General features: G+C 73.0%; 21 protein-coding genes. 10 read left to right on the top strand and 11 right to left on the bottom strand.

Going from position 1 to position 23,202, the window contains the following annotated elements; translation table 11 throughout:
- The first annotated feature begins 286 nt into the window (after positions 1-286).
- Both ACWD6N_RS25145 and ACWD6N_RS25140 read left to right on the top strand, forming a co-directional pair.
- Positions 287-1,399 (top strand): hypothetical protein, encoded by a 1,113-nt coding sequence (locus tag ACWD6N_RS25145; protein ID WP_354963728.1) that lies wholly within the window; start codon positions 287-289, stop codon positions 1,397-1,399.
- Positions 1,396-2,742: an ABC1 kinase family protein gene (locus tag ACWD6N_RS25140; protein WP_354963727.1), complete on the top strand. Its 1,347-nt coding sequence runs from the start codon at positions 1,396-1,398 to the stop codon at positions 2,740-2,742. The genes ACWD6N_RS25145 and ACWD6N_RS25140 overlap by 4 nt, the downstream gene beginning before the upstream one ends.
- A 388-nt stretch (positions 2,743-3,130) precedes the next feature.
- On the opposite strand, the gene ACWD6N_RS25135 is transcribed toward ACWD6N_RS25140, so the two are convergent.
- From ACWD6N_RS25135 to ACWD6N_RS25125, 3 genes are all read right to left on the bottom strand, one after another.
- Entirely contained in the window at positions 3,131-3,496 is a 366-nt protein-coding gene (locus ACWD6N_RS25135; protein ID WP_074314263.1) for a WhiB family transcriptional regulator, read from the bottom strand.
- A 132-nt stretch (positions 3,497-3,628) separates the two neighbouring features.
- Positions 3,629-3,877, bottom strand: coding sequence for a hypothetical protein (locus ACWD6N_RS25130; protein WP_354963726.1), 249 nt, complete (start codon positions 3,875-3,877; stop codon positions 3,629-3,631).
- Positions 3,878-4,001: 124 nt separating this feature from the next.
- Positions 4,002-6,167 (bottom strand): ATP-dependent DNA helicase UvrD2, encoded by a 2,166-nt coding sequence (locus tag ACWD6N_RS25125; RefSeq protein ID WP_354963725.1) that lies wholly within the window; start codon positions 6,165-6,167, stop codon positions 4,002-4,004.
- Between the two features lie 92 nt (positions 6,168-6,259).
- On the opposite strand from ACWD6N_RS25125, the gene ACWD6N_RS25120 reads away from it, so the two are divergent.
- A complete protein-coding gene (locus ACWD6N_RS25120) occupies positions 6,260-6,502 on the top strand; it encodes a mycoredoxin (RefSeq protein ID WP_139582276.1) in 243 nt (80 codons plus the stop codon).
- A 67-nt stretch (positions 6,503-6,569) separates the two neighbouring features.
- Here the strand turns inward: ACWD6N_RS25120 and ACWD6N_RS25115 are convergent, their stop codons facing one another.
- Complete coding sequence (locus tag ACWD6N_RS25115) at positions 6,570-7,865, bottom strand: MFS transporter (RefSeq protein WP_387327681.1); 1,296 nt, start codon at positions 7,863-7,865, stop codon at positions 6,570-6,572.
- A gap of 215 nt (positions 7,866-8,080) precedes the next feature.
- Between ACWD6N_RS25115 and ACWD6N_RS25110 the strand changes: the two genes are divergently transcribed.
- The 3 genes from ACWD6N_RS25110 to ACWD6N_RS25100 all read left to right on the top strand — a co-directional run bounded on the left by ACWD6N_RS25110 (position 8,081) and on the right by ACWD6N_RS25100 (position 9,864).
- Positions 8,081-9,061, top strand: a complete 981-nt coding sequence (locus ACWD6N_RS25110) for a helix-turn-helix domain-containing protein (RefSeq protein ID WP_354963723.1) — start codon at positions 8,081-8,083, stop codon at positions 9,059-9,061.
- A gap of 74 nt (positions 9,062-9,135) precedes the next feature.
- Positions 9,136-9,375, top strand: coding sequence for a DUF397 domain-containing protein (locus ACWD6N_RS25105; protein ID WP_354963722.1), 240 nt, complete (start codon positions 9,136-9,138; stop codon positions 9,373-9,375).
- A 213-nt stretch (positions 9,376-9,588) separates the two neighbouring features.
- Positions 9,589-9,864 (top strand): hypothetical protein, encoded by a 276-nt coding sequence (locus ACWD6N_RS25100; protein ID WP_354963721.1) that lies wholly within the window; start codon positions 9,589-9,591, stop codon positions 9,862-9,864.
- Positions 9,865-9,989: 125 nt separating this feature from the next.
- On the opposite strand, the gene nudC is transcribed toward ACWD6N_RS25100, so the two are convergent.
- From nudC to ACWD6N_RS25085, 3 genes are read right to left on the bottom strand one after another with little or no spacing between them, the layout of a single operon-like run.
- Positions 9,990-10,949: an NAD(+) diphosphatase gene (gene nudC / locus ACWD6N_RS25095; RefSeq protein ID WP_354963720.1), complete on the bottom strand. Its 960-nt coding sequence runs from the start codon at positions 10,947-10,949 to the stop codon at positions 9,990-9,992.
- Positions 10,950-10,983: 34 nt separating this feature from the next.
- Positions 10,984-12,333, bottom strand: a complete 1,350-nt coding sequence (locus ACWD6N_RS25090) for a M16 family metallopeptidase (RefSeq protein ID WP_450005191.1) — start codon at positions 12,331-12,333, stop codon at positions 10,984-10,986.
- Complete coding sequence (locus tag ACWD6N_RS25085; protein WP_354963718.1) at positions 12,330-13,640, bottom strand: M16 family metallopeptidase; 1,311 nt, start codon at positions 13,638-13,640, stop codon at positions 12,330-12,332. The genes ACWD6N_RS25090 and ACWD6N_RS25085 overlap by 4 nt, the downstream gene beginning before the upstream one ends.
- 241 nt (positions 13,641-13,881) lie before the next feature.
- Here ACWD6N_RS25085 and ACWD6N_RS25080 point away from each other — a divergent pair, with 241 nt between their 5' ends.
- The 4 genes from ACWD6N_RS25080 to ACWD6N_RS25065 are packed head-to-tail and all read left to right on the top strand — an operon-like array spanning position 13,882 to position 17,089.
- Complete coding sequence (locus tag ACWD6N_RS25080; protein WP_354963717.1) at positions 13,882-14,946, top strand: ABC transporter substrate-binding protein; 1,065 nt, start codon at positions 13,882-13,884, stop codon at positions 14,944-14,946.
- The gene (locus tag ACWD6N_RS25075) at positions 14,943-15,722 is read left to right on the top strand and encodes an ABC transporter ATP-binding protein (protein WP_354963716.1); all 780 of its coding nucleotides are present in this window, start codon (positions 14,943-14,945) and stop codon (positions 15,720-15,722) included. The genes ACWD6N_RS25080 and ACWD6N_RS25075 overlap by 4 nt, the downstream gene beginning before the upstream one ends.
- Positions 15,712-16,596 (top strand): ABC transporter permease, encoded by an 885-nt coding sequence (locus ACWD6N_RS25070; protein ID WP_354963715.1) that lies wholly within the window; start codon positions 15,712-15,714, stop codon positions 16,594-16,596. Before ACWD6N_RS25075 ends, ACWD6N_RS25070 begins: the two co-directional genes overlap by 11 nt.
- 1 nt (position 16,597) lies before the next feature.
- Positions 16,598-17,089 carry an RrF2 family transcriptional regulator gene (locus ACWD6N_RS25065; protein WP_450005190.1) on the top strand — a complete coding sequence of 164 codons (492 nt, stop codon included), beginning with the start codon at positions 16,598-16,600 and terminating at the stop codon, positions 17,087-17,089.
- Between the two features lie 136 nt (positions 17,090-17,225).
- Here ACWD6N_RS25065 and ACWD6N_RS25060 read toward each other — a convergent pair whose 3' ends face one another.
- The 4 genes from ACWD6N_RS25060 to ACWD6N_RS25045 form a co-directional block, all read right to left on the bottom strand.
- A complete protein-coding gene (locus tag ACWD6N_RS25060; RefSeq protein ID WP_354963713.1) occupies positions 17,226-17,426 on the bottom strand; it encodes a hypothetical protein in 201 nt (66 codons plus the stop codon).
- Positions 17,427-17,848: 422 nt separating this feature from the next.
- Positions 17,849-19,171 carry a DEAD/DEAH box helicase gene (locus tag ACWD6N_RS25055; RefSeq protein WP_354963712.1) on the bottom strand — a complete coding sequence of 441 codons (1,323 nt, stop codon included), beginning with the start codon at positions 19,169-19,171 and terminating at the stop codon, positions 17,849-17,851.
- A 222-nt stretch (positions 19,172-19,393) separates the two neighbouring features.
- Positions 19,394-19,597, bottom strand: a complete 204-nt coding sequence (gene cspE / locus ACWD6N_RS25050; RefSeq protein WP_007464836.1) for a transcription antiterminator/RNA stability regulator CspE — start codon at positions 19,595-19,597, stop codon at positions 19,394-19,396.
- Between the two features lie 226 nt (positions 19,598-19,823).
- Positions 19,824-23,201 (bottom strand): ATP-dependent helicase, encoded by a 3,378-nt coding sequence (locus ACWD6N_RS25045; protein WP_387327694.1) that lies wholly within the window; start codon positions 23,199-23,201, stop codon positions 19,824-19,826.
- Between the last annotated feature and the right edge of the window lies 1 nt (position 23,202).

Raw genomic sequence — 23,202 nt, 5'->3', positions numbered from 1 at the left:
TATTCACCTGCCCATGTGTTTTTGTTCTGTTTTTCGTAAAACTCCCCACCCCCACCCCCGCCACCCCCTTTTTTGCGGGGGGGGGGGGCGGGGGGGGGGGGGGCCCCCCCCCCCCCCCCGCCCCCGTTGCCGTTCCGGAGGTCATCCACGGTCTGTCGGGTGCCCGACACGCGTACCGGCGGGCTGTGGATAACCCGGCGAATCCTGTGGACAGCGCTGGACAGTGGCCCGACCACCTGTGGACAACGATCGACCGAGCGCAGGGACGCGGTCACGATTCGTCATCATGAGTCGTACCGCCCTGCCGCGCCCGACCCTGCTGCCCGGTCTCTGCCGGCTCTGGCGGGACCGGCACACCCTCCAACTCGGCGTCGGCCCCGGGCCCGCCGTGCTGCTGGAGCTGGCCAACCTGCGCGCCGCCCACCTGCTCGACCTGCTGGACGGCACCCGTAGCGAGCGCGCCGTGCTGGCCCACGCGGCCACCGCCCGGGTCACCACCGACGAGGCACTCGACCTGCTCGACGCCCTGCGCACGGCGTGCCTGCTGATGCCCGGGCACAGCCTGCTCCCCCGCGAGCTGACCGGGCCGGTCCGGGCCCGGCTCGCCGCGGAGGCCGGCGCGCTGGCCCTCGCCACGGGCCGGCTGCCCGGCACCCCCGCGCAGTGCCTGCGCCGACGACAGGCCGCCCGGGTGCTGCTCACCGGGGCCGGAGCGCTCGGCGCGCCCCTGGCGGTGGCGCTGGCCCAGTCCGGCGTCGGACAGGTGATCCCACACCTCACCGGTCCGGTGCGCCCCATCGACCTGGTCGGCACCGGCATCCCGGCCGCCGAGCTGGGCGACCCGCTCGCTCCGGCGGTACGGGCCGCGGTCGACCGCGTCGCACCGGGCACCGGCACCCAACCGGGTCGCACCGCCCGGATCGACCTGGTGATCCAGCTCGGCACCGACCGCCCGCCGGCGCTGCTCGCCGCCGGTCTCGCCCAACGCCGCCAGCCGCACCTGCTGGTCACCCTGCGCGAGGGCGTACCGGTGATCGGGCCGCTGGTCCGCCCACCCGCCGGGCCCTGCCTGCACTGCGTGGAGCTGCACCGGGCCGACCGCGACCCGGACTGGCCGCGGCTCGCCGCCCAACTCGCGGCCGCCGAGCCGGCCGCCGCCGGCGCCACCGGCACACTGCTCGCGGCCACCGGGTACGCGCTGGCCGAGGCGCTCGCGCAGCTCGACGGGGGCAGCCCGGAGACGCTGGGCGGTGCCACGGAGGTCACCGGCCCGGGCCGGTTTCGCCGCCGGGGTTGGCCGCCCCACCCGGCGTGCGGGTGCTCGCCGAGCCGAGTGTGGGCACCAGCCCGGCGGCACAGCAGCAGCGGGGGCCTCCGGTCGGTAACAATGACCGAGTGACCGACATCCCGCGCCGGGCCGTGTCCCGGACCGCCAAACTCGCCGCTCTGCCGCTCGGCTTCGCCGGTCGGACCGTCCTCGGCATGGGTAAGCGCGTCACCGGGCTCGCCTCCGACGTGATCTCCGCGGAGATTCAGCAGCGCACCGCCGAGCAGCTCTTCAGCGTGCTGGGCCAGCTCAAGGGCGGTGCGATGAAGTTCGGCCAGGCCCTGTCGGTCTTCGAGGCGGCGCTGCCCGAGGAGATCGCCGCCCCCTACCGCCAGGCGCTGACCAAGCTCCAGGAGGCCGCTCCGCCGCTGCCGGTCGCCAGCGTGCACAAGGTGCTGACCGAGCAGCTCGGCCCGGACTGGCGGGACCGGTTCGTCGAGTTCAACGACACCCCGGCCGCCGCGGCCAGCATCGGCCAGGTGCACCGGGCGCGGTGGCGTGAGCCCGGGTACGGCCCCTCGGGCGAGCCGAACAGCCGCGACGTGGCCGTCAAGATCCAGTATCCGGGCGCCGGTGACGCGCTGCTCGCCGACCTCAAGCAGCTCTCCCGGCTCGGCGGGATGTTCCGGGCCATCCAGCCCGGCCTGGACGTCAAGCCGCTCCTGGTCGAGCTGCGCGAACGGATCACTGAGGAGCTGGACTACGAGCTGGAGGGCGAGTCGCAGCGCACCTTCGCCGCCGCGTACGCCGACGACCCGGAGATCTACATCCCGGCGGTGGTCTCCGCGTCGCCTCGGGTGCTGGTCACCGAGTGGGTGACGGGTACACCCCTCGCCGACATCATCCGCGAGGGCACCGAGGAGCAGCGGGACGAGGCCGGCCGCCTGATGGCCACCCTGCACCTCTCCGCACCGCAGCGGGCCGGGCTGCTGCACGCCGATCCGCACCCGGGCAATTTTCGGATACTGCCCGACGGTCGGCTCGGGGTGATCGACTTCGGTGCGGTGGCCCGGATGCCGGAGGGCACGCCGGAGCCGATCGGTCGCATCGCCGCGCTGGCCCTGCGGAACGACGCCGACGGGGTGGTGGCGGGGCTGCGGTCGGAGGGCTTCGTCAGCTCCACCGAGGAGATCGACGGCGAGGCGGTGCTGGACTTCCTCCGTCCGATGCTGGAGCCCATCGCAGCCGACGAGTTCCGCTTCACCCGGGCCTGGCTGCGGGCCGAGGCGGCCCGGCTGGCCAGCCCCCGCTCCCCCACCTACCAGCTCAGCCGGCAGCTCAACCTGCCGCCGTCGTACCTGCTCATCCACCGGGTGACGCTCGGGTCGATCGGGGTGCTCTGCCAGTTGGAGGCGAAGGCGCCGTACCGGGGCATCCTGGAGCGCTGGCTGCCCGGCTTCGCCCCGGTCGCCTGAGCACGCACGCCAAGAAGGGCGGGTGCCATCCGGCACCGGTTGTTAAGAAGGGGCCCTTCCTCTACCGCAGGCGTTAAGAAGGTGCCCTTCCTTGCACGGCGAAGGGGCGGGTGCCGGTGGCACCCGCCCCTTTCTGCGTGGGTGGTACTAGAGAACGCCCAGGTCGCGTGCCGACTGGTTGCGGCTGTTCATGGCGACGGTACGGGCGGATCGGGTTGCCTCAGTGCTCGTGGTGGTACGACCGGCCTGAGGCCGGCGCATTCGAGCCCGGGACAACGCTTCGTTGAGTAGTTGCATCTCGAAAGCTCCAGTCGGTACGTGCAGCATGGTCGTCTTCTCACTCGCTGCCGGTGCGACACCGGCGTAGTTGGTACGGATCGGGAACATGTCAGGCTGCCAGCCGGACCGCGCCACGCACCTCGGACAGCCCACTGGCCGCCAGGCGCGCCTCGGCCTCGACCCGGAGCGCGGCGTCACGTGCGACGTCCTCCTTGCGCGGGCGGCCACGGGGCCGCTTGCGCGGGACAACCGCGCCACGCTCGAAGATCTCGCCGCCCCAGACGCCCCACGGCTCCGCTCGCTCCACCGCCCCGGCCAGGCACTCGACGCGCAGCGGGCAGTCCCCGCAGAGCGACTTGGCCAGCTCGAGCTCGGCAGGCGAGTCGGAGAACCACAGGTCGGGGTCGAACTTCCGGCAGGGCAGGTTCGCCTCCATCTCGACGCTCACGTCGAGGGGGGCCAACGCCAGACTCATCGCCCGGTCACCTCTCTCTCACACTTCGATCTCATGGATCGCATTCCGACGTACTTCGGCGGGGCAAAAAACTGAGGCCGCGGATCCCGGTAAGCGGGTTCCGCGGCCTCGAGGTGAGCCGGTGTCTGATGGTCAGACCGGTCTACCTCGAGGTGGAACGCCGCGGACATCCGTGCGCTTCTTGGCGCCCTGGATGGCCATGCCCGTGAAGCCACTGGTCCCCTCGACTCCGATGGGGGCGACAGTCAGGTTCAGCTCGGCCTGAACCTGGTGCACCTGCGGAACCGACGGTCGTGCGGCCGCGAGGGCCACCCGGACAGCCGACAACGGAGCGTGGACAGCTGGCATCACCGCCAGACGCTCATAGGTGAAGATCCTCACGGGTACCACCTCCCTCACGTTCTCGTATATCGACCGGACCGACCCCCCGTGAGCAGCCGGAATGGCGCCGCTCGCGTGGTGTGTTCTGAGGTTATTCCTCGCGCCGGGGCGAGGGCAAACGAATTTACGACGAGATTTCGAAAGTTTTCTCCGGGCAGACGTCGTCCACTCCCGCGCCCCCCACCAGCGCGAGCACCGACTCGCCGTAGAGGCCCAACTTCCGGGGGCCGATGCCGGCGATCGCGATCAGTTCCTCCGGCCGGCCGGGCCGTCGCTCGGCCAGCGCGACCAGCGTGGCGTCGGTGAACACCACGTACGCGGGGACCTTCTGCGCCCCGGCCACCCGCTGTCGCCACTCGCGCAGCCGTTCATGCAGCTCATCGTCGATGTCGGACGGGCAGGTGGGGCAACGACCCAGCTTGCGGTCCGGGCCGGCGAGCAGGGTGGCGCCACAGATCCGGCAGGAGACGATCTGGGTCCGACGCCGTTCGGGGCGGCGGGCCGGACCGGCGCCACCGGTGGCCCGCTCGGTCCCGCCGGAGCCGTCCAACTGGGGCAGGAACCGCGACGGCCGCCGGGCCCGTCCGCCCGGCGAGCGCGCGGCGGCGTACGACAGCCAGAGCCACTGCCGGGCCCGGGTGATCCCGACGTAGAGCAGCCGGCGTTCCTCCTCGACCTGCTCGACGGTCTTGGCGTACGTGGTGGGCAGGGTGCCCTCGGCGAGGCCGACCAGGAAGACCGCGTCCCACTCCAGCCCCTTGGCCGAGTGCAGCGAGGCCAGGGTCACCCCGTCCACGGTCGGCACGTGCTGCTGGGCGGCCCGACGGGCCAGTTCCTCGGTGAAGTCGGCCAGGGTGACCGGCCGCTCGACCGCCGCCGCCTCGCCGATCGGCACCACCTCTTGGGTGGCCGCGTACTCCTCGGCGAGCTGGACCAGCGCGGCCAGCGCCTCCCACCGCTCGCGGGCCGCGCCACCGGCCGGGGGCGCGTCCGGGGCCCAACCGACCGCGGTGAGCGCCTCGACGACGGCGCCCGGCAGCGGGGTCTCGCCCGGGATCGACCGGGTGGCGGCGCGCAGCGCGACCATCGCCTGGCGCACCTCGGCCCGCTCGAAGAACCGCTCCGCGCCCTGCACCACGTACGGCACCGCGGCCTCGGTGAGTGCCTTCTCGTACGCCTCGGACTGCGCGTTGGTCCGGAACAGGACGGCGATCTCCCTGGCCGGTGTGCCCGCGCCGATCAGGGAGCGGCAGCGGGCGGCCACGGCGTTGGCCTCGGCCGGCTCGTCGGTGAAGATCCGCAGGTCCGGCTCGGGGCCGGCCGGGCGCTGCCCGCTCAACTCCAGCCGCAGCCGCGCCTCGGTGCCCCGGGCCTGGGAGATCACCGCGTTGGCCAACCCGACCACCTGCGGGGTGGAGCGGTAGTCCCGAACCAGCCGGATCACGGCGGCGCCCCGGTGCCGGCGCGGGAAGTCGACCAGGTACGCCGAGGTCGCCCCGGTGAACGAGTAGATCGTCTGGCTGGCGTCGCCGACCACGGTCAGGTCGTTCCGGCCGCCCAGCCAGGCGTCCAGCAACCGCTGCTGGAGCGGGTTGACGTCCTGGTACTCGTCCACCACGAAGTGCCGGTACTGGCCGCGCACCTGCTCGCCGACGTCCGGGTGCTCCTCGATGCCCCACACCGCGGCGCGCAGCATGTCCTCGAAGTCGATTACGCCGTTCGAGCGCTTGAGCTGCTCGTACGCGGTGAACACCTCGGCCACCTTCGTCGGTTCGTGCGGCGTGTCGCGCAGGGCTCGGGCGGCCGAGACCACGTAGTCCCCCGGCTCGACCAGCGACGATTTGGCCCACTCGATCTCGCCGGCCAGGTCCCGCGCGGCGGCCCGGTCGGTCCGCAGGCCCACCCGTGCCGCGGCGAGGGTGACCAGCCGCACCTTGCTGTCCAGCAGTTCGGGCATGGCCCGGCCGGCCAGCAGCCGGGGCGCGAAGTAGCGCACCTGGCGCAGTGCGGCGGCGTGGAAGGTCCGCGCCTGCACACCACCCACCCCGAGGACGGTGAGTCGACTTCGCATCTCGGCGGCGGCCCGGGCGGTGAAGGTGACCGCGAGCACGTGCCGGGGGGAGATTTCACCCGAGAGCGCCCGGTGGGCGATCCGGGAGGTGATCGCGCGGGTCTTGCCGGTGCCGGCGCCGGCCAGGATGCAGACCGGGCCGGCGGGTGCGGTCACCGCAGAGCGCTGATCCGGGTCCAGCCCGGCGAGCACGCTTTCCGACGCTGAGTGAACCGCCACAACCAGGAATCATCGCAGCTGTCCCGGACGTTGCAGCGAACAGCCTCGGCTTGATCCGCAAGCCGGCGGCGGATGAGTTGGAGGGCCCGACCATGCTGACGATGTATTCCACCCCCTGGTGCGGCTACTGCCACCGGCTGAAGTCGCAGCTCGACCGGGAGGGCATCGGGTACGAGGTGGTCGACATCGAGCAGGACCCGAAGGCCGCCGAGTTCGTGATGAGCGTCAACGGCGGCAACCAGACGGTGCCGACGCTGCGCTTCGCCGACGGCAGCGCCCTGACCAACCCCTCGATCACCCAGGTCAAGCAGCACCTGGAGACCCTCACCGCCTGACCGGCCGGGTCATTTCCGACGAGCGGCCGCCCCGATCGGGGCGGCCGCTCGTCGTGTCCGGTATCCGTCACCGGCGCGGCGACCGGTGGCTCCCGGTCACCACCTGCTGGTCCGCGTCGTCCGCCGGGCGTCGCGGCGCCGGAAGGGTCGGGCCGGGCGGCGGTGTGGGCGGGCGGGCGCCGGGCGGCGCGCTGAGGTGCCGGCCCCGCCAGAGGTAGCCGCCGGCGACCAGGGTGGCCACCCCGACCAGCGCGAACAGCGCCCGGTAGTCCAGGAACCCGACCAGCAGTGCGCCCGCGCCGATGGAGAAGGCCTGCGGCCCGCTGACCACCGCCTCGGTCTCGGCGACGACCCGGCCGACCAGCCCGGGAGGGGTACGCCGCTGGATCAGCGTGTGCAGCCCCACCATGGTCAGCGGCAGCGAGACGCCGGCCAGCAGCACCGCGGCGAAACCGAGCCGCAGATCGGGGTACGCGAGCGCGAGCGCGGCCGGCCCGAAGAACGCGACCCCGGCGGCCAGCGTGCCGACCTCGCCGAGCCGGCGGACCAGCGCCGGCGAACAGAGCCCACCGAGCAGCCCACCCACGCCCTGCACGGTGACCAGCACACCCACGAACGCGGCGTCCCGGCCCAGCCCCTGGTCGACGTAGGCGAAGATGAGCGACTCGCTGAAGCCCATCACCAGCGACCCGAGCCCGTAGCCGAGCAGGGCACGGCGCAGGGCCGGCTCGCCGGCCAGGTGTCGCAGCCCGGCACCCAGCTCGGCCGGCCAGCGCAGCCGTACCGTCGGCGGCGCCGGCTGCGGGGTGGGCAGCGCGGTCACCACGGCGGCCGCGGTCAGGAATCCGACCACGCCGATCCCGGCCAGCGCCCACCCGCCGACCGCCGCGTAGAGCGCCGCACCGACCAGCGGGCCGACCAGCCGCAGCCCCTGGCGTACGGTCTGCAGCACGCCGTTCGCCTCGGCCAGCAGCTCAACCGGCACCAGCTGCCGGATCAGCCCGCTGAGTGCCGCGCTGAGCGTGATGTGGGACAGGCCGTACAGGGCTGCCACCGTGTAGACGAGCCAGACGTCGCCCGCGTCCCGGACGGTGAACAGCGGGGTGAGCAGCACCGCGGTGACCAGGTTCGCGGCCACGAAGAAGGGCCGGCGCGGGTAGCGGTCGACGAACCAGCCGACCAGCGGCGCGAGCGTCATCGGGGCGACGACGGCGAAGATCGTGGCGCCGGCGAGCCCGTCGGAGCCGGTCAGGTCCTTGACCCAGATCGCGAGCGCGAGCAGCAGGATCGACTCGGCGGTCATGCTGGCCAGCAGGCCCCCGAAGAGCAGACGGAAATCGGATCGGCGCAGGACGGTGCGCATGGGTCCCTCCGGCGGGGATGGCGCGCCCGGGCGGGCGTGGTCGACGGGGCCGCGACCTCGGGGCCCGCCGTGGTCGGCGTACCAAAGGTCCATTTTTCGCAAGACACGCCCCCGCCGGAACCTCCAACGCCGGCCGCGCCGTCCATACTGACCGTGGGGGGCGAATTTCATACAGTTACCGTCGCGTCTGCGGCGGTCGACGGGAAAGAGGACACGTGCCTCCTGCCGCACCCAGCCCGATCCTGCGTCGTCGCCGGTTGGGCACAGAGCTGCGCCGCCTGCGCGAGGCCGCAGGCCTCACCGGCGACCAGGTCATCGAGCGGATCGGCTGGGCCTCCGCGTCGAAACTGTCCCGGCTGGAGAACGGGCGCAGCCGACCCGACCCGCAGGACGTCGGGGTTCTGCTCGACCTCTACGGTGCCGACGCGGCACTGCACGAGGAGCTGCTCGGGATCACCGGCGAGGCCGGTGACATGCGGGGCTGGTTGAAGAACTTCCCGGTGATGACGCAGCAGCAGCGCAGTTGGGCCGAGTTGGAGGCGGGCTGCGCGGAGATCTCCGAGTACAACCCGGTGCTGGTGCCGGGGCTGTTGCAGACCCCCGGGTACGCGCAGGTCCGGATCGTCTCGGCCCGTCAGGTGGCCGAGGGCGCCGGTGAGCCGGAGCCGGGCGAGGAGCCGGAGACCGAGGTGCAGGCACGGCTGGCCCGCCAGACGCTGCTCACCCGGGAGCCCGACGCGCCCCGCTACACCGCCGTACTGGAGGAGGCGGCCCTCGGCCGCCGGGCCGGCCCGCCCGAGGTGCTGCACGAGCAACTTCGCCAGCTGTGCGAGCTGGCGCTGCTGCCCAACGTGACGCTGCACGTGCTGCTCCGGGACACCCAGATCGGCAACTGGTACCTCCCGCCGACCGCGTTCTCCCTCTACCGGTTCGCCGATCCGCTCGATCCGGAGACGCTGACCATCGAAGGGGGGTTCACCGACGTCATGTCGACCGAGGCAATCGCGCTAAATCGCTATAAAGTGGTGTTCGAGTGGCTATGCACGGCGGCACTTACCGCCTCGGACACCCTCTCCTGGCTGATCGAGGCGACGGGACGGCTGACCGAGGCGGTGCCCCCTTCCACAGTGGCGTTCGGGCCGGCAACGGCGCCGCCCCAACGCCGCCGGGCCTCGGGGCGGCTGACGGAACGGTGATCCACGGGGGACCCTCCGTCGGGGCGTGCGGCACCACTTGTCCCATCGGAGCGGTTCACATCAGGAGCAGAACCATGAACGACATCCGCAACACGCCGTCTGTCCCCGCCCACCGGCTGTCGGACGCCCCGTGGCGTACCAGCACGCGCAGCCAGACCTCCAACTGCGTGGAGGTCGCTCCGCTGGGCACCGGCCCGTCCGCGGTCGCGCTGCGCGACAGCAAGGACCGGGGTGGCCCGGTGCTGCTGTTCAACCGGGCGGGATGGCTCGGCTTCATCGCCGGAGCGAAGAAGGGCCAGTTCGATCCGAACTGATCCGGTGACCGGGACGGGGCCGTCGGCGCGCTGCCGGCGGCCCCGTCGCGTTACCCACCGCCGACCCCGCTGACCAGGCATCCGCCGATCGGACGAGGCTCGAAACCAATAGGCGCGTTTCAGTTGCTGGGACGAACACGCGGCGTAACATGGCGATCGAGTACGTGGAACTTCCACACCGACTCATTCGTCGCGGTTCATCCGGAGACCCTCATGCGGTTCCTGATCGTTCGCACCGACATCCGCGCCGTCGCCGACGGGGACATCGCCGCCGCCTGGGCGGACGGCCACCGACTCCGCGACGAGACGACCGCCCCCGAGCCACGCCGCCAGATCGTGCACGCCGAGGACCGGGACGCCGCGCTGCTGCTGGCCCGGGCACTCGCCACGGTCGGCGCGGTCCGCGCCGGCAGGCAACGGGTCAAGGTCCTGCCGCTGGGCGAAGCCCGACCCACGTTCCGACACAGACCGGGCCGCACCAGCACCTGACCCACGAGACGTCCGTCGTGGTCGGAACGGCTCCCCCGCCGCGTTTTCGCCCCAGCCGACCACGACGGCCCGTGTTCCCGGCCCGTGACCGCCGCGGCAACGGCGGCCACGGGCCGGGACCGTGTTCACCGGTCGGCGTCCACCCAGCCGTCCAGCCAGCGGTGGATGAGGAACAGCGCGATCGACGACGGCGGCGGCAGGATCAACTGGGCCCCGTCACCCACATCCACGGTCTTCCCGGCCAGCGCCGCCCCGATCTCCCCCCGGGTGAACCAGCGGGCGTACGCGATCTCGGACGGGTCGACCTGCACCGGATCGGTCGGGTCGGCGGTGGCCAGGAAGCCCAGCATCAGCGAACCGGGGAACGGCCACGCCTGGCTGCCCACGTACCCGACCCGCTCGACCCCGATGCCCACCTCCTCGCGGACCTCGCGCAGCACGGCGGCCTCCGCCGACTCCCCCGGCTCCACGTAGCCGGCCAGGCAGGAGTAGCGCCGGCCGCCCGGGGTCCCCGGCCAGCCGGCGTTGTTGCCGAGCAGGCAACGCCCGTCCGGGCCGTCGACGCCGTCGTGCACCAGCACGATCATCGCCGGGTCGGTACGCGGCCAGATCCGCCCGCCGTTGCGGTCCACCCGGGACCAACCGGCCTCGTCCATCTCGGTCGGTGCTCCGGTGGCCGCCGAGTAGCCGTGCCGGGTGTGCCAGTTGACCAGCGCCAGCGCGGTGGTGAAGAGGCCGGCCTCCCGGTCGCCGAGCAGATGCCCCACCTCGCGCAGGCTGACCGCCCGTGTGCCCGGCAGCACCGGCAGCGGCGTGTCGACCGCAAAGACCGGCACCCCGTCCGGCTCGACACCGAGGAACATCGCGATCGACTCCGACCCGACCGGCACGTCCGCCGCCCCGAACAGCACCAGCGCCGGAGGTGACGCGTCGGTGTGCGCCAGCGTCCGCCCCTCGTCCGTCGAGTCGAGCAGCAGCACCCGGGCACGCAACCACGCCTCGGTCAGCCACCGCGAATCGCCCCGCCGGTGCGCGGCCCGGTCCAGCGTGGACCGGGCCAGCGGTGGCGCCGTCTCCCCACTCACGCCGCACCCTCCGCAGCCGGCGCGGACGTCCGGCTCACTGCCGCACCGGCTCGGTCCGGACCGCGGTCAGCGCGGCCAACCCCGGAGCGACCCGCTCGGCGTCGCCGAGCACCACGACCGCCGCCCGAGCTGGCGCGAGGTGGTGGGCCGCCACCCGCGCGACGTCGTCGGTGGTCACCTTCGCGAGCCGGGACGCGTACTCGGCGAGGAAGTCCAGGCGCAGGCCGTTGCCGGCGTACGCGCTGGTCAACGCGGCCAGCCCGGCCTGGGTGGACATGCCGAGCTGGAGGGTGCCGAGGGCGTACTGGCGGGCCTGCTCCAGTTCCTCGGGCTTCGGCGGCAGCGACGCCAGCCGACCCAGCTCGTACGTCGTCTCCAGCAACGCCGGACCGGTGACCTCGGTGGCCACCTCGGCGCCGGCGACCAGTACCGACCCGGCCACCGAGTGCTCGATCACCGAGTGCGGGCCGTACGTGTAGCCCTTGTCCTCGCGGATGTTCTCCACCCACCGGGAGGAGAAGTAGCCGCCGAAGATCAGGTTGGCCAGTTGCAGCGGGGCGTGGTCGGGATCGGTGCGCGGCACGGCCGGCAGCGCGATCCGCACCGAGGACTGGACCGAGCCGGGCCGGTCGACGAGCAGTAGCGGCCCCGACTCCAGCGGCGGGGTGGCCGGCAGCTCGGCCGTGCGCCCCGCGCCGGCCCAGCCACCGAGGGCCCGCTCGGCCGCGTCCAGGGCCCTCTCCGGCTGCACGTCACCGACCAGCACCAACTGCGCGCCCGCCGGGTGTACCCGCTCCGCGTGCAGGGTGCGTAGCGCCGCCGGTCGGACGGCGCGGATCTGGCCCAGCTCCGGCGTCTGCGTCGCGTACGGGTGGCGGCCGTAAATCCGCTTCAGCAGCGCCTCCCGGGCCAGGTGCGCCGGTTGGCTCTGCGCCACCTGTATCCGGTCGACCAGCCGGTCCCGCTCGATGGCCACCTCCCCGCTGGGGTAGCTGGCCCCGGTCAGCACCTCGGCCAGCAGCTCCAGCATCCGGTCCAGCCCGGTGACCAGGCCGGCGCCGGAGAGCATCAGCCGGTCCGGATCGACGCCCGCCGAGAGGCCTCCGCCCACCTTCTGCAACTCGGCGGCGATCTGCACGCTGGTCATCGATTCGGTGCCGGAGAGCATGGTCTGCGAGAGCATCGCGCCGCGGGCCAGGTGGGCCCGGCCGAAGGGAACCCAGAGCCGCAGCTCGACCAGGGGCACGGCGGGCCGGCGTACGGCGATCACGGTGAGGCCGTTGCGCAGCGTGCGTTCGGCCTGCTTGGGCACCTTGAGCTTGCGGGTGGGGCCGAGCGGGGGCAGCGTACGCGGCCCGGTGGGGACGGTGGTGGCGGCGCTCATCGGGCACCTCCGGCGATGACCTCGACGGCGGCGCGGCGCTCCGGGCGCAGGGTGGCCGCGGCGGCGCGCACCTGCTCCTCGGTGACCTCGCCGACCAGCCGGGGCAGATCGTTGAGCAGACCCGGCTCGCCGCGTTGCTGTTCCAGGACGGCCATCCGCAGCGCCCGGCCGAGCACCGCGTCGGTGTCCCGCAGGAGGTGGGTCGCCATCCGGGCCTGGGTCCGGGCCAGTTCCCCCTCGGTCAGCCCGTCGGTGGCCAGCCGCTCCAGTTCCTCGTCCATGGTGCGCAGCACCTTGTCCACGTCGCCACCGGGCGGCAGGTGCGCCTGGAGCAGCAGCGCGGTCGGGTCGCGCACGTCGAACGGGTCGCCCATGAAGCCGAGGTATCCGCCGAGGCTGGTCACCGTCCGGTCGCGCTGGACCAACCGCTCGACCAGTCGCGACGCGTCGCCGTCGGTGAGCACCTCGGCCAGCACCACGTACGGCAGGTAGGCAGCGAAGTCGGTGACCGGGTCCGGCACCCGCCAGGCGCCGGCCACCGCCGGCAGCGGCGCCAGCGCGTCGGTGTACGAGGTACGCCGCTCGGCGGTCAGGTCGGGCTCGGTGAAGTCGGGTCGCCGCGGCGCCGGACGGGCCGGCACGTCGCCGAAGTGGCGGGTGACCAGCTCGGTCGCCTCGGCCACGTCGATGTCGCCGCTGACCGCCAGCACCGCGCTGCCGCTGGCGTAGTAGCGACGGAAGAAGTCCGCGGCGTCGGCGACGGTCGCCGACTCCAGGTCGTCGAAGGAGCCGTAGCCGTCGTGCGCGTTCGGGAATGTGTCGAACATGACCGGCGGCAGCGTCAGCCACGGGAAGCCACCGTACGGCCGGTTGAGCACGTTGACCCGGATCTCCTCCTTGACCACGTCGACCTGGTTACGCAGGTTCTCCTCGGTCAGCCGGGGGCCGCGCATCCGGTCCGCCTCCAGGAACAGCGCGCGTTCCAGCGCGTTGCTCGGCAGCGTCTCGAAGTAGTCGGTGTAGTCCAGGTGGGTGGAGCCGTTGAAGGTGCCCCCGGCGCCCTGCACGTGCCGGAAGTGGGCCAGCTTCTCCAGGTTCTCCGAGCCCTGGAACATCAGGTGCTCGAAGAGGTGGGCGAAGCCGGTGCGCCCCTCCGGCTCGGAGCGGATGCCCACGTCGTAGACCACCGCCACCCCGATCACCGGAGCACTGCGGTCGGGGGTGAGCACCACCCGCAGGCCGTTGTCGAGGGTGAACCGCTCGACCGGGTACTTCGTCGCTGGAATTCTGGATCTCCGCGCCGCCACGGGATCGACCCTAGCGCGTCGGCACCTCCACCACCGGCGACCTCCGCGGAGCCGCCTCCACCGGATCGGCCACCAGGGGCAGCACCTTCCGGCCCGAACTTCGGATGCCCTAGCAAACTGGTGGGAGATGCCGACATATCTGGGACGCGCTGTCCCGGCATGTGGATGAGTCTTGACGCTGCGTGCGGCCTGCCCCAGTCTTCCTACCAAGTAAGTAGGAATACTGCGGATTGGACGGACGATGAGGCGGCTCCCCCTGCGCCGGATGGTCAGCCTGGCCACCCTCGCCGTGGTCGGCGCGGCGACCCTGGGCAGCACCGCCGCGTGCGGCGACGACAGCGAGGCCGCGGGCGGCGGCTCCGGCCCGGTGACGCTGCGCCTCGGCTACTTCCCCAACATCACCCACGCGCCGGCGGTCGTCGGCGTGGAGAAGGGCATCTTCGCCGAGAAGCTCGGCGCCAACGTGAAGCTGGACCCGAAGACGTTCAACGCCGGCCCGGCCGCCATCGAGGCCGTCTTCTCCGGTGCGCTGGACGCCACCTACATCGGTCCGAACCCGACCGTGAACGCGTTCTCCAAGTCCAAGGGTGAAGCCGTCCGGGTCGTCTCCGGCGCCGCCTCCGGTGGCGTGGCGCTGGTCGTCAAGCCCGGCATCAACGGCCCGCAGGACCTGAAGGGCAAGAAGGTCGCCACCCCGCAGCTGGGCAACACCCAGGACGTGGCGGTCCGCTACTGGCTCAAGCAGCAGGGGCTCACCACCACCAAGGAGGGCGGCGGCGACGTCAAGATCGTGCCGCAGGAGAACGCCCAGACGGTGGAGACGTTCAATAGCGGCGCGATCGACGCCGCCTGGGTGCCCGAGCCCTTCGTCTCCCGGCTGGTCAACGCCGGCGGCAAGGTGCTGGTCGACGAGCGCGGCCTCTGGCCGGACAAGAAGTTCGTCATCACCAACCTGCTGGTCAGCACGAAGTTCCTCAAGGCACACCCGGACGTGGTGCAGAAGCTGGTCGACGGCCAGGTGGCCGCGAACGAGTTCGTCAACAGCAAGCCGGACGAGGCCCAGCAGGCCATCTCCGACGCCATCGGCAAGATCACCGGCAAGCCGCTGGACCTGAAGCTGATCAAGCAGGCGTGGACGACGTTGGAGTTCACCAACGACCCGATCCCCAGCTCCCTCAAGGCCGGGCTCGACCACGCCGTCGAGGTGAAGCTGACCGACCCGGTGGACCTCAAGGGCCTGTACGACCTGACGTACCTCAACAACGCGCTCAAGGCGCAGGGCAAGCCCGAGGTCATCCAGCCATGACGTCGACCACGACGGCGCCGGGGAGCGCGACCACCGCGGTCGCGCTCTCCGACGTGACAAAGGTGTACGGACGCGGAGGGAACGCCGTACTGGCCCTGGACGGCGTGTCCCTGGACGTGGCGCCGGGCGAGTTCGTCTGCCTGGTCGGCGCCTCCGGCTGCGGCAAGAGCACCCTGCTCAACCTGGTCGCCGGGCTGGATCGGCCCAGCGGTGGGCAGATCGCCCTGGCCGGCGACGCCAGCGCCGGGCTGATGTTCCAGGAGCCGGCGCTCTTTCCCTGGCTGACCGTCGACGGCAACGTCGAGGTCCCGTTGAAGCTGCGCGGGCTGCCCCGGGCCGAGCGGCGCGCGCGGGTGGCGGAGCTGCTGCGCACCGTGCACCTGGCCGACTTCGGCCGCAAGCGCCCGCACGAGCTCTCCGGTGGGATGCGGCAGCGGGTCGCGCTGGCCCGCACGCTGGCCCTCGACACCCCGGTGCTGCTGATGGACGAGCCGTTCGGCGCGCTGGACGCGATGACCCGGGACATCCTGCACGACGAGCTGGAACGGATCTGGTCCGAGCGCAAACTCTCGGTGCTCTTCGTGACGCACAACGTCCGCGAGGCAGCCCGGCTGGCCGACCGGATCATCCTGCTTTCCAGCCGACCCGGTCGGATCATCTACTCCACCACTGTGGACATCCCGCGCCCACGGCGGATCGACTCCCCCGAGGTCGCCGCCATCGCCGCCGAGGTCACCGAGCGGCTCCGTACGGAGGTGGGCCGCCATGGCCAGTGACACCCTCACCAGCACGGCGCGCACCGACGCGCAGATCTCCGGCCTCGACGCGCTGGAGATCGTCGGCCGGGAGAAGGAGATCTCCCGGGGCACCCGGGTCTGGGCCGCCACCTGGCCCAAGCTGGCCGCGCTGGCCATCGTCATCGCGGCCTGGCAGTTGGTGGTCTGGTCGGGTTGGAAGCCGCCGTACTCGCTGCCGGGGCCGCTGGTCGTCGGCCGCGAACTGCTGACCCAGGCCCAGGGCCCACAGCTCTGGGAGGGCCTGCTCACCACGCTGCGCCGGGCCGCCGTCGGGTACATCTTCTCGGTCGCGGTCGGCCTGCTCCTGGGCCTGGCGGTGGCCCGGTCCACGGTGCTCCGGGCCGCCATCGGCTCGATGATCACCGCGTTGCAGACCATGCCGTCGATAGCCTGGTTTCCGCTGGCCATCCTGCTGTTCGAGCTGAGCGAGAAGGCGATCTTCTTCGTGGTGGTGCTCGGCGCGGCGCCGTCCATCGCCAACGGCGTGATCTCCGGCGTGGACTACGTGCCGCCGCTGCTCCTGCGCGCGGGCCGCAACCTGGGCGCCCGAGGGCTCAACCTCTACCGGTACGTGATCGCACCGGCCGCGCTGCCGGCGATCGTCGCCGGGCTCAAGCAGGGCTGGGCTTTCTCCTGGCGGAGCCTGATGGCCGGCGAGCTGATCGTGGTCGGCATCTCGCAGACCTCCCTCGGCGCCCAGCTCACCTACTCCCGCGAGCTGTCCGACGCGCCCTGGCTGCTCTCCACCATGATCGTCATCCTGGTGCTCGGCCTGGTCGTGGATGCCGCGTTCGGTGCGGCGGACAAGGCGATCCGGCGCCGCTGGGGTGTGCTGGACCAGGCTGGTCAGTGACGTGTACGTCTCCGCGCGCAGCGACTACGCCCTCCGGGCCATGCTCGCCGTCGCCGCCGCCGCCGCTGCCGCTGCCGCTGAAGGTAGCGGCGGTGGTGGTGGTGGCGACGGTGGTGGTGGTGGTGGTGGTGACCTGGTGAAGGCGGCCAGCCTGGCCGAGGTGCAGGAGATCCCGCTGAGTTTTCTCCAGGGCATCCTGCTGGACCTGCGCCGCGCCGGCCTGCTGCTCAGCCATCGCGGCACCGAGGGCGGGTACGCGCTCGCCCGATCGCCCGACGAGATCAGCGTGGGGGACGTGCTGCGCGCCGTCGGCGGCTCGCTGACCACGGTACGCGGACTGCCGGCCGAGCGGGCCGGCTACCACGGGGTGGCGGCCGGGCTGACCGACGTCTGGCTGGCCGTGCACGGGGCGATCGCCACGGTGGTGGACAGCACGACCCTGGCCGACCTGCTCGCCCGCGACCCGACCGGCCGCGCCCCCGCCGCGTCGTGACCATCCGACACCGACGGGGTGCGTTCGCCAACAGGTTGCGGCGTGGTCGGGCCGGTGCCCCGCCGACCCGACCACGCCTCGTACCGATCCTGACCGGGCCTGCCCCTCCGCCGGCACCGGTCGGTCCGGCCGCTGCTCAGCTCACGTGTGCGACCGTCGGGCCGGAGCCCAGGTCGCCGGGGCTGTGCAGCTCCACCAGACCGGCGGGAGCGTTGCCCACCGGGGTGGCGTGCCAGGGCGCGAAGGCCGCAACCATGGCGAGCAACAGCCCGGCGAGCGCGACCGCGACCACCAGGATCAGTTCGCGCAGCGCCCCCGAGCCGGCTTCGCCCGCCATGGTCACCCCTTCCGTGCCGGGCCCCCGCCCGGCTCCCCCCGCTGGCCAGCTTCGACCAGATGCGGCCGGGGCGCAGTCGGCCAAACGACCAAGCCGAGGCTGATTACCGACTCAAAGGAACACCCGGGCAGCGCCAGAACCGGGCCAGCACCAGGGCCGGGCCAGCGCCAGAGGGCACCTGCTCTGCCACCTTTGCTCTGCTTCAACCCGCGCAACAGCCGGTGTCCGCTATCCGGACAGTGCCCGTTGCGTGGGTTGAAGCAGAGCAAAGGCAGTCACAGAGGGCCGGTTGCTCACCCCGGCACGGCCGCGCGTGCGCCTGCGGCCGCTGGTGCCGCAGACAGACCTGCCACAGACAGAACTGCCACAGACAGACCGACCCGCCCAGCCGAAGCGGAGCGGGTCGGTCGCGGTGCGGGAGATCAGACGGTACGGGGACGGCGCGGGCGGCGGGACCGCCCCGACGCGCGGTGCGCCGGGCGGGCGGCACCGTCGGCGACCGGGCCGCCGGATCCACCGGCGGTGCGACCCCGACCAGCGGGCGCCGGCGGGGCGGCGATGGTCACCGGCACGCCGGAGGGCTCGCGGGCACCGGTCACCCGGGCCAGCGCCTCGTCGCCTGGGCGGACCTGGACCGACTCGGGCCGGATGCCGGCGGTGGCCATCAGCCGGGACACGTCCCGGCGCTGCTCGGGCAGGACCAGGGTGACCACGGAGCCGGACTCACCGGCCCGGGCGGTCCGGCCGCCCCGGTGCAGGTAGTCCTTCGCCTCGGTCGGCGGGTCCACGTTGACCACCATGTCCAGGCCGTCGACGTGGATGCCCCGGGCCGCGACGTCCGTGGCGACCAGGGCGGTCACCTGGCCGTTGCGGAACTGCTCAAGGATCCTGGTGCGCTGCGGCTGGGACTTGCCGCCGTGCAGCGCGGCCGCGCGTACCCCCTTGGAGAGCAACTGGCGGGCGAGCCGGTCGGCGCGGTGCTTCGTACCCATGAACAGGATCGTGCGGCCCTCACGGGCGGCGATCCGGGTCAACGCGTCGGGCTTGTCCACCGCGTCGACGTGCAGCACGTGGTGGGTCATCGCGGTGACCGTCGCGGTGCCCGGGTCGACCGAGTGGGTCACCGGGTTGCTCAGGAAGCGGCGGACCAGCCGGTCCACGCCGCCGTCCAGGGTCGCGGAGAAGAGCATCCGCTGCCCCTGCGGCGCGACCTGCTCCAGCAGCTTGGTGACCTGCGGCAGGAAGCCCATGTCGGCCATCTGGTCGGCCTCGTCCAGCACGGTGATCTCGACCTGGTCGAGCCGGGCGTCGCCGCGGTTGATCAGGTCGTGCAGCCGACCGGGGGTGGCCACGACCACCTCGGCGCCGGCGCGCAGGGCGTCCGCCTGGCGCTGCAACGACAGCCCGCCGACGACGGTGGCGCAGCGCAGCCCGACAGCGCGGGCGTACGGGGACAGCGCGGTGGTCACCTGCTGCGCCAACTCCCGGGTCGGCACCAGCACCAGGGCCAGCGGGCGACCCGGGCGGGCCTTGCGGCCGGCGGTGCGGGAGAGCAGCGGAAGCCCGAAGGCGAGGGTCTTGCCGGAGCCGGTGCGACCCCGGCCGAGCACGTCCCGACCGGCGAGCGAGTCGGGCAGCGTGGCCGACTGGATCGGGAACGGCTCGGTGATGCCCTGCGCGGTCAGCGCGGTGAGCAGCGCCGGCGCCAGACCGGTATGGGCGAACGAAGGAATAACAGAGGTCACGCAGAAGCCTTCCTCGACGCGGCACGTGTCGAGGGAGGGCGCCGAAGACGGCGCTGTCGCCAGCGGAAAAGGCCGCCAGGACTCACAAGCACGAACCGAAGGGGGTACGGGCCGGCCCGCCGCCGGGTCGCCGCCTGCGTAAGCAGGTCGACGACGGGGCGGGCCGGTCCCGTCACCGCCGCACCCGGAGGGCGCGACAGGTAATGCTGGCCGATCCGAAGATCAGAGCGGGCGGATGTTCTCCGCCTGCGGGCCCTTCTGGCCCTGGGTCACCTCGAACTCGACCCGCTGGTTCTCGTCCAGGCTCCGGTAGCCGGAGGACTGGATCGCCGAGAAGTGGGCGAAGACGTCAGCGCCGCCGCCGTCCGGGGTGATGAAGCCGAAGCCCTTGTCAGCGTTGAACCACTTCACGGTGCCAATAGCCATGTGTTTCGTCTCCTTGACGGAACGTCGGACTCGCACTTGTTGCGAGCCCGAAGAGGAGCGCTCCGCGCGGGAATGCGCGAATCGCCTGTCGCTTCTGGTCGCCCCGCCCGGAGAACTCCGGACACAACAAAGAGCGCCTGGGGCCACAATCCCGCCAGGCGCACACAGAGTCTCTGGTAACCAAAACTGCAACCCGTTCAACCTACCACGGATTTTCGCGCCATGGTCAATGTTGGACGGAATCTTCTGGCAGCTTGGCGATCAGGGCCGTGAGCCCGGTCACCTCCAGCAGGTCCGCGGGGCGGACCGTCACCCCGTGCCGGACGTAGTGGAACGCCGCTCCCACCCGGTCGACCGGCACGCCGGCCAGCTCCGCCCATGCCAGCCGGTAGACGGCCAACTGCACCGCAGCCACCTCCGCCGCCGCGCCGGTCGGTTGCGCGCCGGTCTTCCAGTCCACCACGTCGAACCGGCCGCCCGGCCGGGCGAAGACCGCGTCCATCCGCCCCCGCACCACGACCCCGGCGATCACCGTGGCGAACGGCACCTCCACCTCCACCGGCACCCGGTCGGCCCACTCGCTGGCCAGGAAGCGCTCCTGAAGCTCGACGAGCGCCTCGTCCGGCGCGGCGTCCGCGTCCGCCGCGCCGGGCAACTCGTCCACGTCGAGCAGCCGGTCGGCGCCGAACCGCTGTTCCAGCCAGGCGTGGAAGGCGGTGCCGCGGCGGGCGTACGGGTTGGGCTCGGTGGGCACCGGGCGGCGCAACGTGCGGGCCAGCGCCGCCGGATCACGTCGCAACGCGACCAACTGGGTGACGCTCAGCTGCCCGGGCAGGGCCACCTCGACCGCGCCGGAGAGCCGGGTCAACTCGGCCCGCTCGGCCAGCAACAGGTCCGCCTCGCGCTGCCAGCGCGCCACCTCCGGATCAACCTCCGGCTCGACCGGCCCACCGGCGACCGCCACGTCCGCCGAGCCGTCGGTCATCAGGCGGCGGACCAGCGCGGCCGCCTGCGCCAGTGCCGGCCGACGACCGCCCAGCGGGTCGGCCGGCCACTCCGCGCGGAGCACCACCTCGGCGGTCGGGTTGGTCGCGTCCGGGGTCGGCTCCGGCGCCCACGCGTCGACCAGGTGCCCCGGGCCGCCGTCCAGGCAGGCGTCGTACACCTCGCGCAGGAAGAGTGACGGGCCGCGCGGACGCTTGGTCCCCTCCCCCCACCAGTAACCGGAGCAGAGCAGCAGCCGGCGCGGCCGGGTCACGGCCACGTACGTCAGCCGCCGCTCCTCCCTCTCGTCGTGGGCGCGCCAGGCGTCGGTGAAGTCGGTCACCGCCCGGGCCACGGCCCGCTGGTCCGCCGCCTCGTCGAGCGCCAGCTCAGGCAACCCGTCGGCGTCACCGCGCAGCGGGAACGGCAGCACGCCCAGCCCACCCAGCCAGTGGTCGGAGTTGCGCACCGGCCCGGGCCACAGCCCTCGGCTCAGCCCGGCCACCGCCACCACGTCCCACTCCAGGCCCTTCGCGGCGTGCGCGGTCACCACCTGCACCGCGCCCTCCACCACCTCGACCTCGCCCGGGGCGAGACCGCGCTCCTCATCCTCGGCGGCTGCCAGGTAGGACAGGAAACCGGAGAGCGTCGCGCCGGGCGTCTCCCCGCTGAACCGGGCCGCCACGTCGCCGAGAGCGTCCAGGTGACCCCGGGCCAGGCCGGCGTCGCCCGCGCCGTCCCGGCCGGCCCGCACCGCGACCTCCACGTCCAGGCCGATGGTCCGCTCGATGTCCGCGATCAGGTCCGGAAGTGCCTGGTCCAGCCGGTACCGCAACAGCGCCAGCTCCCGGCCGTACGCGCGCAGCCGCGCGAAGCCCTCCGCCGAGTACGCCTGCGCCGGGCCGAGGTCGGCCAGCGCCTCCACCAGGGTCGCCTCGTCCAGCAGGTCGGGGGTGATCGCCGAGGTGTCGTCGGCGGCGACCTGTCGCCGGGCGTTGGCGATGGACCGGGCCCGCCGGTGCAGTGCCACCAGATCGCGCGGCCCGATCCGCCAGCGGGCGCCGGTGAGCAGCCGCAGCAGCGCCGCCCCGTCGGTCGGGTCGGCCAGCACCCGCAGCGTGCAGACCACGTCGCGTACCTCGGGGGTGTCCAGCAGGCCGCCCAGCCCGACCACCTCCACCGGAAGGCCCCGCTCGCGCAGCGCCGACTCGATCGCCGGGATCTGGCTGCGGACCCGGACCAGCACGGCCGTGGTCGGCCGCTGCGCCACCGGGATGTGCTCGGGCACCGCGCCGGGCATCCGCGCCGCGCCGCGCCAGGCGGCGAGCACGCTGTCGGCGATCCAGTTCGCCTCGTCGGCGTACGTCGGCAGCAGCGCGCAGTGCACCGTGCCGCCGGCCGCCCCACCCGGGCTGCGGTGCGGGATCGGGTCCCGGACGGTCTGCGCGGAGCGCAGCTCCGGCACCCGGGCGCCGGCCGCGCGCAGCGGGGTGGACAGCGCGTTCGCCACCCGGAGGATCTCCGGGCGGTTGCGCCAGCTGGTGGTGAGCCCGAGCGCCTCGGCCGGCCGGCCGTCGGCCCGGGCGAACTCGGTGGGGAACCGGTCCAGCGTGCCGGCGCTCGCCCCCCGCCAGCCGTAGATCGACTGGCACGGGTCACCTACCGCGGTCACCGGGTGCCCGCCGCCGAACAGCGCGTTGAGCAGCACCACCTGGGCGTGGCTGGTGTCCTGGTACTCGTCCAGCAGCACCACCCGGTAGCGGTCCCGCTCGATCTCGCCGACCCCCGGGTGGTCCCGGGCCACCCGTGCCGCGCGGGCGAGCTGGTCGGCGAAGTCCATCGCCTCGAAGTCCTCCTTGCGCCGGGCGTACGCCCGCACCAGCGGCAACAGACGCAGCCGGGTCTGCTGGAGGGCGAGCGCCTTGCGCACGTCGGCGTAGACCCGGCCCGGTCGGGACTGCACCTCGGCGAAGAACCGGCCGGTCCAGGCGGCCAGCTCATCCGGGGCGACCAGGTGTTCGTCCAGCTCCCCGGCGAGGGCCAGCACCGCGTCGGTGATGGTGCTCGGCATCCGGTCCACCTCGGACATGTCGCCGTCGTAGTTGCGCACCAGCAGGTCGACCAGCTGCCAGCGGGACGCCTCGGTGAGCAGCCGGGTGGACGGCTCGTAGCCGGCCCGCAGCCCGTGCTCGGTCACGATCCGCCCGGCGTACGAGTGGTACGTGGAGACGGTCGGCTCGCCGGCGAGTGGGTCGTCCAGCGGGTCCCGCCCCTGACGGCCGAGCCGGCGGATCAGCTGGTCGAGCCGCGTTCGTACCCGGTGGGCCAGCTCGCCGGCCGCCTTGCGGGTGAAGGTCAGCCCGAGGATCTGCTCCGGGCGCACGTACGAGTTGGCCACCAGCCAGACGACCCGCGCGGCCATCGTCTCGGTCTTGCCGGACCCGGCCCCGGCGACCACCAGCAGCGGCTCCACCGGGGCGGCGATGATCGCGGCCTGCTCCCGGGTCGGCGCCGGCAGCCGCAGGAGCTTGGCCAGCTCCACCGGGGTGTACCGGGGGCCGGCGTCGGCGAGTCGGGGCGCCGGCGCCGGACCGGTGCCGAACAGGGCGGGCTGGGTCACG

Source organism: Micromonospora sp. NPDC005163 (assembly GCF_053599835.1).
This window is presented reverse-complemented; position numbering and strand designations above follow the sequence as displayed.